Source organism: Streptococcus parasanguinis CC87K (assembly GCF_000507765.1).
In the GTDB taxonomy this organism is placed as follows: domain Bacteria; phylum Bacillota; class Bacilli; order Lactobacillales; family Streptococcaceae; genus Streptococcus; species Streptococcus parasanguinis_J.
Genome location: NZ_KI669401.1, coordinates 1,181,167 through 1,199,750, shown reverse-complemented (window position 1 = coordinate 1,199,750; position 18,584 = coordinate 1,181,167). Strand labels below are relative to the sequence as shown.

Annotated in this window: 12 protein-coding genes; 4 read left to right on the top strand and 8 right to left on the bottom strand. The window is 44.4% G+C overall.

Features of this window, described 5'->3' with window-relative positions:
* Positions 1 to 75: 75 nt before the first annotated feature.
* Together metF and HMPREF1195_RS05765 are read left to right on the top strand one after the other, a co-directional pair.
* Complete coding sequence (gene metF, locus HMPREF1195_RS05770; protein WP_003005168.1) at positions 76 to 951, top strand: methylenetetrahydrofolate reductase [NAD(P)H]; 876 nt, start codon at positions 76 to 78, stop codon at positions 949 to 951.
* 132 nt (positions 952 to 1,083) lie between these two features.
* Positions 1,084 to 4,020, top strand: coding sequence for an ATP-binding protein (locus HMPREF1195_RS05765; RefSeq protein WP_023919041.1), 2,937 nt, complete (start codon positions 1,084 to 1,086; stop codon positions 4,018 to 4,020).
* 140 nt (positions 4,021 to 4,160) lie between these two features.
* On the opposite strand, the gene hutG is transcribed toward HMPREF1195_RS05765, so the two are convergent.
* The 8 genes from hutG to HMPREF1195_RS05725 all read right to left on the bottom strand — a co-directional run bounded on the left by hutG (position 4,161) and on the right by HMPREF1195_RS05725 (position 14,316).
* Positions 4,161 to 5,153 carry a formimidoylglutamase gene (hutG, locus tag HMPREF1195_RS05760; protein ID WP_023919039.1) on the bottom strand — a complete coding sequence of 331 codons (993 nt, stop codon included), beginning with the start codon at positions 5,151 to 5,153 and terminating at the stop codon, positions 4,161 to 4,163.
* Between the two features lie 82 nt (positions 5,154 to 5,235).
* Positions 5,236 to 6,777, bottom strand: a complete 1,542-nt coding sequence (hutH, locus tag HMPREF1195_RS05755; protein ID WP_003008651.1) for a histidine ammonia-lyase — start codon at positions 6,775 to 6,777, stop codon at positions 5,236 to 5,238.
* Positions 6,778 to 6,992: 215 nt separating this feature from the next.
* The gene (locus tag HMPREF1195_RS05750; protein ID WP_003008649.1) at positions 6,993 to 8,336 is read right to left on the bottom strand and encodes an APC family permease; all 1,344 of its coding nucleotides are present in this window, start codon (positions 8,334 to 8,336) and stop codon (positions 6,993 to 6,995) included.
* 21 nt (positions 8,337 to 8,357) lie between these two features.
* On the bottom strand, positions 8,358 to 8,936 hold the full coding sequence (locus HMPREF1195_RS05745; RefSeq protein WP_003013270.1) for a HutD/Ves family protein: 579 nt from the start codon (positions 8,934 to 8,936) through the stop codon (positions 8,358 to 8,360).
* A 15-nt stretch (positions 8,937 to 8,951) separates the two neighbouring features.
* Positions 8,952 to 10,625 carry a formate--tetrahydrofolate ligase gene (locus HMPREF1195_RS05740; protein ID WP_023919037.1) on the bottom strand — a complete coding sequence of 558 codons (1,674 nt, stop codon included), beginning with the start codon at positions 10,623 to 10,625 and terminating at the stop codon, positions 8,952 to 8,954.
* 35 nt (positions 10,626 to 10,660) lie between these two features.
* Positions 10,661 to 11,290, bottom strand: a complete 630-nt coding sequence (locus HMPREF1195_RS05735) for a cyclodeaminase/cyclohydrolase family protein (protein ID WP_023919035.1) — start codon at positions 11,288 to 11,290, stop codon at positions 10,661 to 10,663.
* Positions 11,291 to 11,302: 12 nt separating this feature from the next.
* A complete protein-coding gene (ftcD, locus tag HMPREF1195_RS05730; protein ID WP_003008641.1) occupies positions 11,303 to 12,202 on the bottom strand; it encodes a glutamate formimidoyltransferase in 900 nt (299 codons plus the stop codon).
* A gap of 83 nt (positions 12,203 to 12,285) precedes the next feature.
* Positions 12,286 to 14,316: a urocanate hydratase gene (locus HMPREF1195_RS05725; RefSeq protein ID WP_023919033.1), complete on the bottom strand. Its 2,031-nt coding sequence runs from the start codon at positions 14,314 to 14,316 to the stop codon at positions 12,286 to 12,288.
* A 200-nt stretch (positions 14,317 to 14,516) separates the two neighbouring features.
* Here HMPREF1195_RS05725 and hutI point away from each other — a divergent pair, with 200 nt between their 5' ends.
* Complete coding sequence (hutI, locus tag HMPREF1195_RS05720; protein ID WP_023919031.1) at positions 14,517 to 15,764, top strand: imidazolonepropionase; 1,248 nt, start codon at positions 14,517 to 14,519, stop codon at positions 15,762 to 15,764.
* A 291-nt stretch (positions 15,765 to 16,055) separates the two neighbouring features.
* On the top strand, positions 16,056 to 18,440 hold the full coding sequence (locus tag HMPREF1195_RS05715) for a phosphoketolase family protein (protein WP_023919029.1): 2,385 nt from the start codon (positions 16,056 to 16,058) through the stop codon (positions 18,438 to 18,440).
* Positions 18,441 to 18,584 lie beyond the last annotated feature (144 nt).

Sequence of the window (18,584 nt, the reverse complement as noted above, 5' to 3'; positions counted from 1 at the left end):
TTTCGAATCGTTCCCTTATCCTAGAAATAGTGGCTCAGAGTTCTTGATCAAAAAAACAAAAGAAAAGGATAGAATATGTCACAACACACACCGTCTCTGTCATTTGAAGTTTTTCCTCCAAATCCTGAAGTAGGCAATGCCAAACTCTTACGTGCCTTGGCAAATATGCAGGAGCTAGCTCCTCACTTTATTAGTGTGACCGCTAGCAATAATAAATACAATATCAAAGAGACGACGGTTGCTTTAGCCAATTACATTCAAAATGAATTGTCTATTCCGACGATTGCTCACTTGCCAGCCGTCTATTTGAGCAAGGAAAAAGTGGCCGATACTCTTCATGAGTTAGATGAAGTAGGGGTTCATCGGATTTTGGCTCTGCGTGGGGATATTATCCCCGGTGTGGAACCTTTAAAAGACTTTCGTTATGCAACAGATCTGATTGAATTTATTAAAACAGAAGCTCCTCATTTTGAGGTGATTGGTGCTTGCTATCCTGAGGGACACCCAGATTCTCCCAACCAAATTTCAGATATTCAAAATCTTAAAAAGAAGGTAGATGCAGGGTGCTCTAGCTTGGTCACTCAACTTTTCTTTGACAATGAGCGTTTCTATGATTTTCAAGATAAGTGTACTTTAGCTGGGATCAATGTTCCTATTCATGCAGGAGTGATGCCGATTCTCAATCGCAATCAGGCCCTTCGTCTCCTTAAGACTTGTGAAAATGTTCATATCCCACGGAAGTTTAAAGCCATTCTAGACAAGTATGAGCATGATCCTGAGTCACTCAGAGCAGCAGGACTTGCCTATGCAGTCGATCAAATCGTTGATTTGGTCACTCAAGATGTGGCAGGTGTCCACCTTTACACCATGAACAATGAAGATGTCGCTTATCACGTCTACCAAGCAACAAAGGCGTTATTTGATCATCAACCGAATTTTGAAGTGAATTAATCAACACTTTTAGTAGGAAGTGTAGAGATTGAGAAAGAAAATTTCTCAGTCTCTTTTTATTTGGATAAATCACTTGCTAAAAGCCAACTTTTTTTTTATAGTATTAATATGAAGTTTTTGGAGGCGCTTGCAATGAAGAAAGATCTCACGTTAAAGTTATTTGGACCCCCTAAGGTTGTTTTCAATCAGAAAACTATTCGGTTTTCTTTTTCGAAGATGGAGGCCTTGCTTTATTATTTAGCGGTCATGGGCCAAGTCAACCGTGATGAAATCGCCGGTATCCTTTGGGGAGATAAGGAAAACCAAGTAGCTCGCAAAAACTTACGGAATACGGTTTACCAAGCCAATAAAATCTTTGAGGGAGATATCATTGTCTCACCAAGCCGGAGCAGTTTGGCTCTTAATCCTGAGTTGAGTCTTTCTTTGGATGTTCAGCTCTTTGAAAGAAATCCACTAAGTGCCTTGGATCTCTATCGGGGAGACTTTCTAGAGGGCTTCTATGTCAAGGATGATGAAGACTTTGACCAGTGGGCTTCTCGCAAACGAGATGCTTATAGAAAGCTCTATGTCGAAAGTTGCTATCAAAAAATTGAGCAGGTCGGTTTTGCAGATCCTAGTATAGAACTCTTGCTCCATCATTTGGTAGAGCTGGATGAATTTGAAGAGAAAAACTACCAGCTTTTGATGGAGTATTATAGCTTCCATCACCAGCTAGGAAAATTTTTTGAGACTTATTATAAGCTGGTCGATTTATTGGATCGTGAGCTCAGTGTGCGTCCCAGTCGAGCGATTGAGGAACTTTATCACTCCGTTTTGGAAGCCAAACGAACTCATAAACTGACCAATCGCTTGAATATTCGTGAACTTTCCTTCTTTGGTCGGAAACAAGAACTCTCGCAACTCGAGGAATACCTCTCTTTAGTCGAGACGGGTGAAGCGGTTGGTCCTTTTCTGGTGATGGGGCAATCTGGAACAGGCAAGAAACGTCTCTTGCGGCAGTTGGTCTTGATGTCCAATCGCAGTTTTAACTTTATCAAGGTAGAAGGAAAAGCTACTAGTCAGCGCTACGAAGGAAGCAGCTGGAATGATCTCAGACAAGCGCTAGAGAAACTGGGGGATGAGATGGGGATTTCCCTTCTGGAAGAGGAGGATGATCTCATTTCGGTATGGAATCAGCTTCAGGGCCTTAGCAAAGAAAAACCGCTCCTGATCCTGCTTGAAAACGCCCAGTGGATCGATGCAGTGTCTCTAGAAAAAGTGAAACAACTAGAGGAGCGAAGAAACCAGGAGAAATGGCAACTGATTTTTACAGCGGAAGAGCCTCTGCCAGCTTCCTTCGTCAACTTCTTGGGGAGCTTGAAGGTAGAGAAAAGGCTGTCTCAACTAGAGTTGACCAATTTTGATCCAAGTGAAAGTCGTGCTCTCTTGAAAGGGGAACTGGGAGCAATAGAGCCGGCAGTGATGGAGCAGATGGTCGAATGGAGTGAAGGCAGTCCGTTCTTGCTGTCCAGCTATATCGAAGAGTGGAAAGAAAATGAAAATTTAGAACCCTTGCCTGATATCATTCAAGCTTATCTTACTCAGGAGCTTGGGGATATGGGCAGCGAGGAAGAGGCTCTTCTACACTACCTATCTTGTTTTCATAAGCCAATCTCCCTGTCTATCTTGGCAGAATTGACCGCTACAGAGCTTCCTGTTTTGACTGAATTAATCGAGCCTTTATCTGAAAGAGCGATCGTCTCAATCGTAGAAGAAGGAGAGGCTCTCATGGTTCAATTCTGCAAGCAATTGGTAGCCATGTACTTTTACCATCTTCTTTCGCCAGCTAGACGGCGGCTCTTCCACCAACAAATTGCGCAAAAATTGGAAGAAACTTTAGAAGATTCGACGGACCTTCCTCTTTATAAGGAAATTGCCTACCAATACAAGCAATCGCAAAATCTCTTGCGCTCCTTATCGTTTGAGTTGACCTATTTAGAAGAAATCCTTCAGCTGGAGCATGAGCTGTTTCCGATTTATTCCAAGGTAGATGAGGGGTTCCTATCAGATGGTACAAATAGCCATTTGGACATTTTTGGAGAGCTATCCCGCATTCGCCAAGAATTAGATAACCTCTTTTCAAGGCACCAAAGAGATAGAGAATACAAGCATTTACAACTGCGTTACTTGTACCTAGAAGGTCGCTATTTTATTCGAAGTGGGGAGTATCAAAAGGGGATTCATGATATCCAAAAAGTCATCTCCTATGCGCGGGAACTCAAACAGTTAGACTTCCTCTTAGAGGGTTATCGGCAAATTATTTATTATTGCATTCAAACGGAAAATATCTCTGAGATGGCCTATTATACAGATTTAGCTTTGGAAGATGCCATCCAAGCTAATAATCATGAGGTCATCGCGATCCAGTTGCGTTTGAAGGGCTTGTATCACCTGATGGTTGGGGATGAGGAGCAGGCAACCCGGCATCTGTATCGCTCCATTGATTGCTTTAGTTTGACCAATAGCATGCAGGCTAAGTATGCCATTCAAATTGCGGCTTCTTTGGCCTACCTCGCTGAAATCGAGCAAGTGAGAGGTCATTTCCAAGTAGCCGTCACCCACTTAGAAGAGGTTCTGCGTTTAGTGGGGGATCAAGCTGTTGATTCCGTCCGTGTCGTCTTTGATATTGATCTTGGGATCGCCTATTATTGGAAGGGAGATTTGATCCAAGCTCGCCGCTGTTTTGACAGAGCTCAGAAGATTTTGTCCAGTGTTCGTTTCCCTTGGAAGGAAGAATTGCTCGAATTTTACCAATCCTTGATTGCTTGTCAGCAAGGGGATCAGGAGAAGGTTGCGGATTATCTGGCTCGAAAAGAAAGGACGATGAATCCATCTGCTAATTCACGGGATAAGGGGATGGTTCATTATCTATTAGCTTACTTATCTGATCAAAAGGAGAAGGGAGAAGAGCTCGCTCCTGCCTTGAGTACCTTCTTGAAAGAAGATAAGAATTACTACAAGAAGGTGGCAGAACAACACTTGAATCCTTACAGAGATCGCCAGTTTCTTAAGAAATTAAAAGACCTGTAGTGTCTCTTGCCTAAATCATAAGAGAGTGCTAAGCGGCCATGCCTCCTTTCAGGCAAAGATCATTGTGCTGAAAATGAAAAAAGCATAGAAATACCCAAGCAATGAGTGTTTCTATGCTTTTTACGTGTGTAGAAATCTTCTTAGTTCAGTTTTTGTTGCGCCAATATTTGGGTCAAGTAAAAGATAAAGGTCGCAGCAAGATTTGAAGTATGGTTATCAATGTCATGAGGAGGAGAAACTTCCACGACATCAAATCCGACTAGTTTGCCACTAGCAGCAATGTGTTGGAGAAGCAGGAGGGCTAGTTTAGGATCGACACCAAGCGATTGGATGGCGCTAACACCAGGAGCAGAGCCGACCGCAAAGCAATCCATATCAATAGACAGATAGATCGCGGTTTGGTTTTCTAAAAATTGATCGATTCGATCCAGAATGGCTTGGTGGCTCATCTGGAAGAGATCTTGGCCAGTTAAAAAATCAATGCTTGGTGTTTTAGCAACGTAATTAAAGAGGAAGAGGTTATTATTGTGCTCTTGGATCCCCAGGATGAGGTAAGGGAAGTCCTGACCTTTTTCTTTAGCATGATCAGCCATTTGACGAAAACCTGTTCCAGAATTGGGACCGGTTTGGTCGTAAGGTCGCAAATCAAAGTGGGCATCCAGATTGATCACAGCCAGTTGTTCATCTTTATCTAAACTGGATTGAATCCCTAGATAGTGGCCGTAAGCAGTTCCGTGACCGCCTCCTAGGACAATGGGTTGGATCCCTAATTGGTACATGCGCTGGATCGCTTGTGAGAGACTTTCTTGGAGTTCTTCTAGTGAATGGTTAGGCCCGTCAATATTTCCCACATCATACACTGTCACATTGGTTCCCCAGTGCCATGGAAGTTTAGCGATTTGAGAACGGATGGCTGTAGGACCCTCGACTGCTCCTACACGCCCATTATTGATATAGACTCCTTTGTCGCTCTTAAAGCCGATGATCCCAAAGGTCATACCCTCAAATGGAGTGAGGGTCTCGTCGTTTAGGTCTAAAAATTTGGTGACCATTCCCCATTTGGCCGTGTAGGGATTGTCCTCGATGCTACCTTGGTAGTAGCTGTAGGTCATTGGATAGTAGTTTGTGAGCAAGCTTGTCGCCTCCCTTATTTTTCTGAAAGCAGGCAGAGGCTGAGAAGATCGCCAGCCTCTGTTTTGCTTTATTCTTACTGTATCAGTATTGAATGCTTAAGTCAACTGCTTTTTCGATGGTTGCTAAGAATTCTTCGCTTTCGACAACAGCAGATGCTTTATTAAGTTCTTCAAAGATTTCGATATCTTTGTCAAATTCAATGAAGTTCAGTTTTTGACGAATCAGCTCATAAGCTGGTTTTGTACCTTTACCAAGTTCATGATTTTCTGGCTTGAGATCCAAGGCTTGGCAAGCTGCCATGATTTCAGTAGCAACGATGCGACGTGAGTTTTTAAGAATTTCTGCTGCTTTACGAGCGGCAGTCGTTCCCATGCTGACGAAATCTTCTTGGTTTTCACAAGATGGAATAGAATCGACACTAGCAGGGTGAGCCAAAATTTTATTTTCCGATGCAAGGGATGCACAAGCATACTGGGTAATCATGAAGCCTGAGTTGAGTCCAGGGTGTTTGACCAAGAAGGATGGTAATTTACTGAGTTGGCTGTTGACCAAGCGTTCCACCCGACGTTCAGATACGTTCCCAATTTCAGAAAGGGCAATGCCTAAGAAGTCAAATGGTTGCGCCATTGGTTCACCGTGGAAGTTACCTCCTGAGATGACGTGTCCTTCTTTGGTAATGATTGGGTTATCTGTGACAGAGTTGATTTCGATTTCAACTTTTTCTTTTACGTAAGCAATAGAATCCTTGCTGGCTCCATGTATTTGAGGGATACAGCGAAGTGTATAAGGATCTTGTACCCGTTGTTGAGTCGCAACAGTGGTATTCTTGCTTCCTTCAAGAAGGTTACGGATGTTGCGAGCAGTTGCCAATTGTCCACTTTGTGGGCGGATGGAATGAAGGTCTTCTTCGAATGGACTGGTAATTCCATTGTGAACTTCCATTGAGAGAGCACCAGCGATATCAGAGAGTTTGAGTAATTGGATACCATCATAAGTCGCAAGAGCACCGATACCGGTTAGGACAGTCGTACCATTGATCAAGGCAAGCCCTTCTTTGGCAGCTAATTGGATCTTTTCAATTCCAGCACGATCTAAGGCTTCTTGACCACTGAGAAGTTCTCCTTTGTAGTAGGCGCGTCCAAGACCCAACATTGGTAAAACCATATGAGCGAGTGGTGCTAAGTCTCCAGAAGCTCCGAGAGAGCCTTTTTCAGGGATATAAGGAGTGACTCCTTTGTTGAGCAATTCTAACAGTTTTTCAACAGTTGACAGACGAATGCCAGAATAACCTTTCAAGAGTGAGTTGATACGGATCAGCATGATGGCACGAACAGCATCTTCCGGAAGTGGATCACCGAAACCAGATGAGTGAGTCCGGATCAGGTTTTCTTGCAGTTGAACAGTATCTTCTGGAGAGATGCTGACATTACAGAGGGAACCAAAGCCAGTGGTTACACCATAGACGACTCGTTTTTCCCGGACAATGTCATCAACGATTTTACGGGATGCGATAACGGCTTCTTTGGCTTGTTCATCAAGCTCACATTGGGCACCGTGCCGAGCTACAGCGATGACTTCTTCGAGTGTTAAGCTATTACCATCTAAATGAATCAATTGAGTCATATAAAACCTCCGATTATGAATAGTTGTTCTGTGGAAGTAGTGTTGTTTACTTCGGTTTGAATACCAAACATGGGCCCATTGTCTATTGATCATAAAAATTGAAAAGAGTCATAGAGAAAAGGGCTCAGGTTTGACATTCGTGGAGTCCTAGATGGGATAGGGAGCAAAACCGAGCTTCGCTCCCGTCTCTGTTCCCATCTACTGTGTAAAGAAAATTAGTGAGGAAGGGTTTTCGATTTATGTAGTTTATCACCGTGGAAAACAAAGTAGAGTCCACTTGCAATCACGAGACCGATGGCCCCCCAAACAAAGTTCATTAGGTTGTCCCCTGCAATCATCAAGATACTGATCACAACGGCTAGAACTGGGATAACGGGACCAAATGGTACTCGGAAGGTAACCTTTTTGTCTGGGTACATTTTTCTGAGTTTGATGGCTGCCAAAGCTGTTGGAATGTATTGGAAGAAACGGAAGACAACACTAAAGGTTGCTAAGGATTCAAAAGAGCCAGATAACAAGAGTAAGAAAGCGAAGATACCAGAAATGATAATGGCAATGACAGGAGCATTCTTAGAGTTTGTTTTTCCAAGACCCTCTGGTAAGAGTTTTTCAGTTGCTAATGCGGCACCGAAACGAGGGACCATGATGGATTCACCAATGTTTAATCCAGCGATTGAAATGAGGGCTCCGTAAGAAACGAGGGGAGCTCCGATAGGGCCAATCATTTCGACAAATGCGTCTTGTACTGGTGCACCGGTTTGCATAATGCGACCACCAAGCATGGCGATTGTTCCAGCGATGATCAACATGTAGAGAACAGATACAATACTAATAGAACCTAGAATAGCGCGGGGAACGTTCTTTTCAGGGTTGCGCATTTCCCCTGCAACGATAGACATGGTTTCAAATCCGATGAAACCGTAGAAGATGTAGACGGCTGTACTAGAAATAGAACTGAAGAGGTTTGTTCCACTTTCCAATTGAAGGAAAGGTGTGAAGTTGCCTTTGCTCACGCCACCGGAAATGAAGAAGATGGCAAAGAGTGAGAAGAGGACAATTGGAATTAATTTTGCAACAGTAGCTGTCAGAGTAAACATCTTAGAGGTTTTCAGACCGGCAATGTTCATCAGACTCAAGAGAATCAGCATACCGATACTGATCGGAAGGTTGTAGCCTTCAAATGCTGGGAAGGTGATGATGAAGATCTTAGCAAAGCCGGCTAACATGGCAGCCCAAGCGATAACAGTAACGGCCCAACCGAGAATCCCAACGTTAAAGCCAACGAAGTCTCCGAAAGCGGCTTTTGAGTATTGCATGGCTCCACCGTTTTTGTCGAAGTAGCCAGCTGTTTCAGCCAGACAGGCTGATAGTAGCATGACGAGAATGGCAACTCCGAACATGACAGCTAGAGAAGCTGGTCCGAGGCCAGAATAAATTTTTTGAGGGAGGAGGAAGATACCAGATCCGATTACGGCGTTGATACCGTAAAGAGTGGCACCGCTAAAGCTGAATTTCGCTTTTTCTTGTTCCTCAATTGACTGTTTATGTGCTCCGTTCATAATGTTTCTCCTTTGTGAACATTATTGTAGTCCAGTCCAGATAGCAATCGGTTGCTCCCCAGACTGATGGGGTAAAAACGTGATTGTCATCTCTTGAAGAGGAGATGCTTGTTCGATCACCAGGAGCTCGTGAGTTTGGAGAGTTTGAGAATGATTGGTTCCCCATTCGAGTGTTAGTGGACAGAGAGCGTAGATCAATTGATAGCGACTCTGACTTTTGACACTCTCTTTTGGGGATATAGCACTCATATGCCCCTGATAAGAAGGTTTGTAAATCAAATTAAAGTCTTGACAAGTCCCTTGGCTAGATACAGGATCTCCCCCATCAAAGAAGTAGCTTTGAAAGGGGTTCAAAACCACTTCTTTATGGTGATGGGTGAGCCTAATGGAGGCATTCAAGGGCATCAAGATTCGGTGGTAGCCCGTGAGATCGGTAAAGTTACTTTTTTCAACCTCTACCGTTGCAGTAGAGAGGCGGAAGTCAAAGGTCCGATCTGGATAGCTTCCTCCCTCTGGGGAGAGAAAGAGTTGGGTGGTTTGGCCACCGGACCAGGTAGAAATTTGATAATCTGCGGGGGTAAGATGAAGGAGAGTCACCATAGGACGCCTTCTTTCTTAAAAGAGACCAGTGATATTGCCGTGGGCATCGATATCAATCTTTTCACTGGCAGGAACTTTAGGTAGGCCAGGCATGGTCATAATGGTACCAGTGAGAGCTACGATAAAGCCAGCTCCGGCTGCTACCTTAAGGTTACTGATTTTTACAGTGAAATCTGTCGGTGCTCCAATCTTCTTGGCATCATCGGAGAAGGAATATTGTGTTTTGGCCATACAGATTGGGTAGTTGGAGAAACCAAGTGCTTCCAATTCTTTCAGTTCGCGTTTGGCCGCTGGTGTTAAGCTGATGCCTTTACCACCATAGACTTTGGTAACAATCTTGGTCAATTTTGTTTCAATGCTGTCTTCTTCGTCATAGACATAAGAGAAGTGGTTTTCTTCTTGAGCCAGTTGAATGACTTTTTCAGCCAAGTCACGGCCGCCAGCTCCACCATTTGCCCAGACATCTGAAATGACCACATCTACATGGCGTTTCTTACAAGATTCATAGACAGCTTCTAGTTCAGCCTCTGTATCCAGTGGGAATTTGTTAATGGCGACGACCACAGGTAGGCCATAGACTTCTTGGATGTTGGCCAAGTGTTTGTCTAGGTTTGGTAGACCATCGATAACGGCTTGGACATTTTCAGTAGCCAAGTCTGCCTTGGCAACCCCGCCATGCATTTTGAGGGCACGGATGGTTGCGACGAGGACAACGGCAGCAGGTTTGAGCCCGGCCATGCGGCACTTGATATCGATGAATTTTTCAGCACCGAGGTCTGCTCCAAAACCAGCTTCTGTCACGACATAGTCTGCATATTTGAGGGCTAGTTTAGTAGCCAGCACACTGTTACAGCCATGAGCAATATTGGCAAATGGTCCGCCGTGGATGATGGCAGGAGTATGCTCCAAGGTTTGCACCAAGTTTGGATGAATGGCATCTTTGAGGACAGCTGCCATGGCACCTCCAGCCTTGAGATCTTTGGCTGTGACCGGTTGTCCTTGGTAGTTGTACCCAATAATGATGCGATCAAGACGTTCTTTGAGATCAAGGATATTTTCTGAGAGACAGAGAATGGCCATGATTTCAGAAGCCACGGTGATGTCAAAGCCATCTTCACGAGGAACTCCGTTTGTTTTTCCTTGAAGACCATCGACAATATGACGGAGTTGACGGTCGTTCATATCGACCACCCGTTTCCAGGTGATGCGACGAGAATCGATGCCCAACTCATTGCCGTGATGGATATGGTTGTCAATCAAGGCTGCAAGCAAGTTGTTGGCAATCCCAATGGCATGGAAGTCTCCGGTAAAGTGAAGGTTGATATCTTCCATTGGAACCACTTGGGCGTACCCGCCACCGGCAGCTCCACCCTTGATCCCAAAGACCGGGCCAAGAGAAGGTTCGCGGAGAGCAATGACGGCTTTTTCACCAATAGCTGAGAGAGCATCGACTAATCCAACAGAGGTGGTTGTCTTTCCTTCTCCAGCAGGTGTCGGAGAGATGGCTGTCACGAGGATCAGCTTTCCATCTTCCTTATCCTTGAGTTTTTCCAGTTGGTTGCTATCAATTTTTGCCTTGTATTTTCCGTAGAGCGAAATATCGTCTTCGGTCAATCCAAGTTCAGCAGCGATATCGGTGATGGGCTTCATTTGGACAGAATTGGCAATTTCAATATCCGATAAAACCATAGAATCCCTTCTTTCTTTATATTTGTTTGCTAGGTTTAAGATAGACTTTCTAAAATGGTTTGGTAAATGTTATCTGCAAGATCAGAACCGGTTTGGAGGAGTTCGAGTCCCTTGCTATGGTATTCTTGGACGAAGTCTTGGTCCTTGATTCCTGAAATGTTGATCAAGACATTGAGCCAAGCACCTTGAAGGCCAGCTTTAAGATTCAGAGCAGCTACCCCTAGGTCACTAGCCGCATTGGTGTTGGACTTGCCAACAGCTTCTTTGGTGGTTTCAAGAGCCTCAACGATGAGCTCCATCATAGAGAAAGGAGATACTGTCGCGTGTTTCAAAGCTTTTTGCATGGCTTCACGACGAGCGGCTTTCTCTTCTTCCGTTTCTTTTGGAAGATCAAAGACAGCTGATACGACGTTGAAGGCTTCTGTATCCTTGTCGATGGCTTCTAGTAATTGGTCTTGGAGTTGAGCGCTTTTTTCGTGAACCCCTTTGATGTGGTCTTCAAATTCAGCGTATTTTTTCTTACCAATGGTCAGTTCACAGACCATTTTTGTAAGGGAAATCCCATTTGCAGCGGATAGGGCAGCAGCAGAACCACCACCTGGAGCTGGAGCATCCGAACCAAGGACCTTGGCAAACTCCGTAATACTTAAGTCAACTAGTTTCATAGAACTCCCTTTCTAACCCAACAAGTGATTTTCCAAGACTTGTTTGCTGTAGTCAAAGTCTTCTAATTGTAAGTAGTATTCAGCAGAGTCGATCAAAGCCTTAGCAGGAGCCAGTCCAATGAGTTCTGTTCCGATGATGCGAACACCATAGCGTTGCGCTTCGAAACGAACGGTTTCCACAACACGATACAATGGGAATTGTTCCAAGTTGACCATATTGATGGAGACTTGGGCGATGTTGCGATCTTCTAGCATGACACCGATCGCTTTACAGTATTTGTATCCACCGCTTGATCCACGAATGATTTTAGAAATCTTATTGGCAATCTCTAGATCGTCTGTATCAAGGTTGATATTGAAAGCAACGAGTGGCATCCGGACACCGACAGCTGTAACCCCTGCAGTTGGGTGAATCTTGCGTTCACCGTAGTCTGGCTTCCAGTCTTCTTCCAACAATTTTTCTGGCATTCCTTCAAATTGTCCTTTACGCACTTTCGCCAAGTTCTTCCGTTCTGGGCGAGTTGCAGCATCTTCATAAAGGAAGATTGGAATACCTAATTCACGATTGATGCGTTCGGCTACTTTGTTAGCAATCTCAACGCATTCAGCTGTAGTGATATCTTTAACGGGAACGAATGGACAAACGTCTGTTGCCCCCATACGAGGGTGTTCGCCTTCGTGCTTGGTCATATCAATGTTTTCAGAAGCGTATTTCACCAATTGGAAAGCCACTTCTTGAATGCTTTCTTCATCCCCAACGAGTGTAAAGACGCTACGGTTGTGGCTGGCATCGGACGAGTAGTCTAGTAACGTAACACCTGGAATACTTTTTGCTGTAGCTGCTAATCCGTCGATCACAGCCTGATTGCGTCCTTCAGAGAAATTTGGAATACACTCAACAATTTTTGCCATATGATTACCTCTTTTTATAGGAGAAGTTGGGGAGGAGGAGTCTTTGTATTTTCCTCCCCTTTCTCAGTTTTTATTTTTTGATGTTAAAACAATTTTTGAACGGCTTCTTTGACCAAATCTTCATCTGCCAGATAAGGAATGGTGATGTGGTCTGTTCCTGCATGGAGACGGTTGTACTCGATCGCTGTTTCGATAGCATGATCGTTCCGTGCCCAGTTCCGACGAGCAACCCCGCCCATGGTATCCCAGGCAATGGCAGACTTGATGATTTCATCGATCCGGTGGCTACCGTCTAGAACGAGACCAAATCCACCGTTGATGGCTTTACCGATACCAGTACCACCACCGTTGTGGAGGGCAACGAGACTCATACCGCGAGCAGCGTTACCAGCGTAACATTGAACCGCCATGTCACAAGTGACGTTCGAACCATCTTTGATGTTTGATGTTTCACGGAATGGAGCATCCGTACCAGATACGTCATGGTGGTCACGTCCAATCATGACAGGTCCAATCTTGCCTTGGCGAATGAGTTCATTGAATTTCAAAGCAATGTTGACACGGCCCATGCAATCTTGATAGAGAATACGAGCTTGTGTACCAACCACCAGTTGGTTCTTTTCAGCATCGCGAATCCAGTTGTAGTTGTCGCGGTCTTGGTAGCGACGAGTTGGATCGATCGCTTCCATAGCTGCATGGTCGGTTGCAATCAAGTCTTCGTGTTTACCGCTGAGGCAGACCCAACGGAATGGACCATAACCATAGTCAAAGAGCATAGGTCCCATGATATCTTCTACATAAGATGGCCAAATGAAGCCATCCTTGTCATCCAAGCCATTCTTAGAAATTTCCTTGATGCCTGAGTCGTAAACAGATTTCATGAAGGCATTACCATAGTCGAAGAAGTAGGTACCTTTAGCTGTCAAGGCTTTGATCACTGCAAAGTGACGAGCCAAGGTTTCATCAACCAAACGGCGGAAGGTTTCTTTGTCTTCTGCCAGCAAACGTGTCCGTTCTTCAAAGCTAATGCCAACTGGGCAATAGCCACCATCATAAACGTTGTGACAAGAGGTTTGGTCAGATAAGAGATGAACATGGACTTGGTGTTCGTTGACATATTCGAGCAAGTCTACGATATTACCATGGTAGGCAATCGAAGTTGATTCACCAGCTTCAAGGGCTGCTTGAGCCAATTTCACAGCTTCTTCGGCACTGTCTGTCACTTGACTAATCCAGCCTTGAGAGTGACGGGTTTCAATCCGAGAGCGGTCCACTTCTGCAACGATGGCAACCGCTTTTGCGATTTCAGCTGCTTTCCCTTGAGCTCCACTCATACCACCGAGACCAGATGAAATGAAGAGTTTACCAGTTAAGTCGCCGTCATCAGGCACACCGAGTTTGAGACGACCGGCATTAAGAAGGGTGTTGAAAGTACCGTGAACGATCCCTTGAGGACCGATGTACATCCAGCCACCAGCCGTCATCTGACCGTAGTTGGTAACTCCCATTTCTTCAGCGATTTCCCAGTCGCGCATATTGTCATACTCACCGATCAAGAGACCGTTAGTAATGACGACACGAGGAGCTTCTGGTTTCGATTTGAAGAGGCCAAGAGGGTGACCAGATTCAACCACCAAGGTTTGGTCTTCTGTCATGACTTCCAAGTATTTCTTGATCAAGTTGTATTGCATCCAGTTGGCACAGACAGATCCTGTTTCCCCATAAGTGACCAATTCATATGGATAAAGGGCAATTTCAAAGCTCAAGTTGTTGTCAATCATGACCTGCATAGCCTTAGCAGCAGTGCATTTTCCTTTGTACTCATCGATTGGTTTTCCGTAGATCCGATCTTTTGGACGAAAGCGATAGCCATAGATCCGACCGCGAGTTCTCAGTTCTTCCAGAAATTCTGGGATCAACTCTTGGTGGAATTTTTTAGGAATGTAACGCAAAGCATTTTTAAGGGCAATTTCAGTCTGAGCTTGCGTTAAGCGGAAGCCTCTATCAGGTGCACGACGGATGCCTTCTTGAAAAGTCGCCTTTTCAGGTAGGACATCAAAGTCAAGTTTGACAGACATAGCAGCTGCAATTTCTTTCTCGTCTATAAATGACATAGCAGAACCCTCCTTATAGTTGGACTGTGAATTTATATTTTCTTTATTGTATCGAAGAAACGTCAATAAAGAGTCAAAAAAAAATATAATTTTTAATAAAGCAAAAAAAAAAGAGGGAAAAACTTTTTGACTTTTTTTTGACGCTTTTCCTGTAGAATTGTAAAATGAATAACAATGGAAATAGAAAGGAATGTTTTCATATGTCTGCTGATATCCTATTAACCCACTTTAACCAATTGTTTTGTCCGAATGATCTGGGTCATCCTCTCTATGGCAAGGAGATGGCAGAGGCAAAAATTCTTTCCGATGCTTATATCGCCATTAAAGATGGAAAGATTCTTGCAGTTGGGACAGGTCAACCAGACCCTGAACTGATCGATGACCATACGGAAGTGAAATCCTGTGAAGGAAAAGTTGCGACTCCTGGCCTGATTGACTGCCACACCCACTTGGTCTATGGAGGTAGTCGGGAACATGAATTTGCGAAAAAATTAGCGGGTGTTTCTTACTTAGACATCCTCGCCCAAGGCGGTGGAATTCTGAGCACGGTTCGGGCGACACGGGAAGCTTCTTTTGAAAATCTCTATGACAAGTCCAAACGACTGTTGGATTACATGTTGCGTCATGGGGTGACTACTGTCGAAGCCAAGAGTGGCTATGGTTTGGATTGGGAAACTGAAAAACGCCAGTTGGATGTTGTGGCTGCACTGGACCGTGATCATCAAATAGACTTGGTATCAACCTTTATGGCAGCCCATGCGATTCCCATAGAATACAAGGGCCGTTCCCAAGAATATTTAGATCTCATTGTGGAGCAAATGCTTCCCAAAGTGAAGGAAGAAAAGCTAGCTGAGTTCTGTGATATCTTCTGTGAAAAAGGTGTCTTTACAGCAGATGAATCTCGCTATCTTCTTTCAAAAGCTAAGGAGATGGGCTTCAAGCTGCGGATCCATGCCGATGAAATCGAATCCATTGGTGGCGTGGATGTGGCGGCCGAATTGGAATCTACTAGTGCAGAACACTTGATGGTGATTACCGATGAAGGCATTCAAAAATTAGCTGCAGCAAAAGTGATTGGAAATCTTTTGCCAGCTACAACCTTCAGCCTCATGGAAGATACCTATGCACCGGCTCGTAAGATGTTGGACGCTGGCATGGCCATCACCCTGACAACAGATAGCAACCCAGGGTCTTGTCCAACAGCCAATCTCCAGTTTGCCATGCATCTGGGTTGCTTCATGATGCGCCTAACTCCAGTAGAAATTCTCAATGCAGTGACCATAAATGCGGCCTATTCAGTTGATCGTGCTAAAACAATCGGCTCTTTCGATGTTGGCAAACAGGCAGACATCACGATTTACGATGCACCTAATCTAGATTATCTCTTCTATTTCTTTGCGACAAATCTCGTGACAGATGTCTACAAGAAAGGTCAAAAAGTCATTTAACCTCCTCCATTTCATTTGGGACTTTGCTCGTTTGCAAAAATCAGCAAAGTCTTTTTTTAAAACCTATCCCTGTAGGGAATGGAACCACTTTAGTGGGAAATTAAAATTTGACGTTCAAAGAATATTTTTCTTACTTTCTGATGTACAAAAAGGGAAATTCTTGATAGAATAGAAGTAATATTGAATATTTTCTTCAATATCATCTGTTTGTCGTGAAAACAGATTGTTTAAACTATTGATCAAACGAACAGGTTGTTCAACAGACCTGTCTAGAAATTGTGAGGAGACAAGATGACTGTCGATTATAACAGCAAAGCTTACTTGGATAAAGTAGACGCTTGGTGGCGTGCAGCCAACTACATTTCAGCTGCTCAAATGTACTTGAAAGATAACCCATTGTTGAAGCGCAAAGTCGTTGAAAATGACTTGAAGGCTCACCCAATCGGACACTGGGGAACTGTACCAGGGCAAAACTTTATCTATGCTCACTTGAACCGTGCCATCAACAAATACGACTTGGATATGTTCTACATTGAAGGACCAGGTCACGGTGGACAAGTAATGGTATCGAACTCTTACTTAGATGGTTCTTATACTGAATTGAATCCAAACATCCCACAAAATGAAGAAGGTTTCAAACACTTGTGTAAGATCTTCTCATTCCCAGGAGGAATCGCTTCTCACGCGGCGCCTGAAACACCAGGATCTATCCACGAAGGTGGAGAACTTGGTTATGCCCTTTCTCACGCTGCAGGTGCTGTATTGGATAATCCAGATGTGATTGCTGCTACAGTTATCGGTGACGGTGAAGGAGAAACAGGTCCATTGATGGCTGGTTGGTTGTCAAATACCTTCTTGAACCCAGTCAACGATGGGGCGATCCTTCCAATCTTCTACCTCAATGGTGGAAAGATCCACAACCCAACCATCTTCGAACGCAAAACAGACGAAGAATTGGCCCTCTTCTTTGAAGGTCTTGGATGGAAACCAATCTTTGCAGACGTAACCGCTATTTCTGACGACCACGAAGCAGCTCATGCTTTGTTTGCAGAAAAATTAGACGAAGCAATTGAAGAAATCAAGAAAGTCCAAGCAGAAGCTCGTAAAGGTTCTGCTGAAGAAGCAACTCAACCAGTTTACCCTGTCTTGATTGCTCGTATTCCTAAAGGTTGGACTGGTCCAAAAGCATGGGAAGGAACACCTATCGAGGGTGGATTCCGTGCGCACCAAGTTCCAATCCCAGTAGATGCTCACCACATGGAGCATGTCGATGCCCTTCTTTCATGGTTGGAATCTTACCGTCCAGCTGAATTGTTTGACGAAACTGGTAAACTAGTTCCGGAAATTGCTGAAATTGCACCAAAAGGTGACCGTCGCATGGCGATGAACCCAATCACAAATGCTGGTGTGATCAAACCAATGAACACAGCTGATTGGAAGAAACATGCCCTTCAATTTAACACACCAGGTGAAATCATGGCTCAAGACATGATCGAATTTGGTAAGTATGCGGCAGACTTGGTAGATGCGAACCCAGATAACTTCCGTATCTTCGGTCCAGACGAAACCAAATCAAACCGTCTTCAAGAAGTCTTCACTCGTACAAGCCGTCAATGGTTAGGACGTATGAAACCAGACTACGATGAAGCCTTGAGCCCTGCTGGTCGTGTCATTGACTCTCAATTGTCAGAGCACCAAGCAGAAGGAATGCTTGAAGGATATGTCTTGACAGGTCGTCATGGATTCTTCGCCTCTTACGAATCCTTCCTTCGTGTTGTGGATTCTATGATCACTCAACACTTCAAATGGTTGCGTAAGTCTAAGACACATACAACATGGCGTAAAAACTACCCAGCCTTGAACTTGATTGCAACTTCAACGGTCTTCCAACAAGACCACAATGGCTACACTCACCAAGATCCAGGTATCTTGACTCACTTGGCTGAGAAAACTCCTGAATACATCCGTGAGTACTTGCCAGCAGATACCAATAGCTTGCTTGCGGTAATGGATGAAGCCTTCAAGGGAGAAGATGTGATCAACTTGATCGTTTCTTCTAAACACCCACGTCCTCAATTCTACTCAGCAGCTGAAGCAGAAGAATTGGTTCGTGAAGGATACAAGGTGATCGATTGGGCATCAACTGTTTCAGCAGATGAAGAGCCAGATCTTGTTATTGCTGCTGCAGGTACAGAGCCAAACTTAGAAGCTCTTGCTGCTATTACAATCTTGCACAAAGCCTTCCCAGAATTGAAGATCCGCTTTGTCAACGTTATCGACATCTTGAAATTGCGTTACCCATCCGTTGATGCGCGTGGGCTTTCAGATGAAGAATTTGACAAAGTCTTCACAACTGATAAACCAGTCATCTTTGCCTTCCATGGTTACGAAGGCATGATCCGTGATATCTTCTTCAACCGTCACAACCATAACTTGCGCGTGCATGGTTACCGTGAAAACGGGGATATCACCACACCATTTGATATGCGTGTGATGTCTGAGTTGGATCGCTTCCACTTGGCACAAGATGCAGCTAATGCAGCTCTTGGAGCAGAAGCAGCTGAATTCGCAGCTCAAATGGATGAAACAATCGCCTTCCACCATGACTACATCCGTGAAAACGGAGACGACATTCCAGAAGTTCAAAACTGGAAATGGGAAAACGTGAATAAATAAGAAAAGAGAGTGGGACAGAAATCGGTAATTCGTTAGAATTCGATTTCGTCGTCCCACCTCCGCACAGTTGAGTAGGGCTGTAAAAGCTGATGAAATCAGCGTAGTAGAGCCCACTCAACCACTGCGTCTTGCTCGACAATCCAA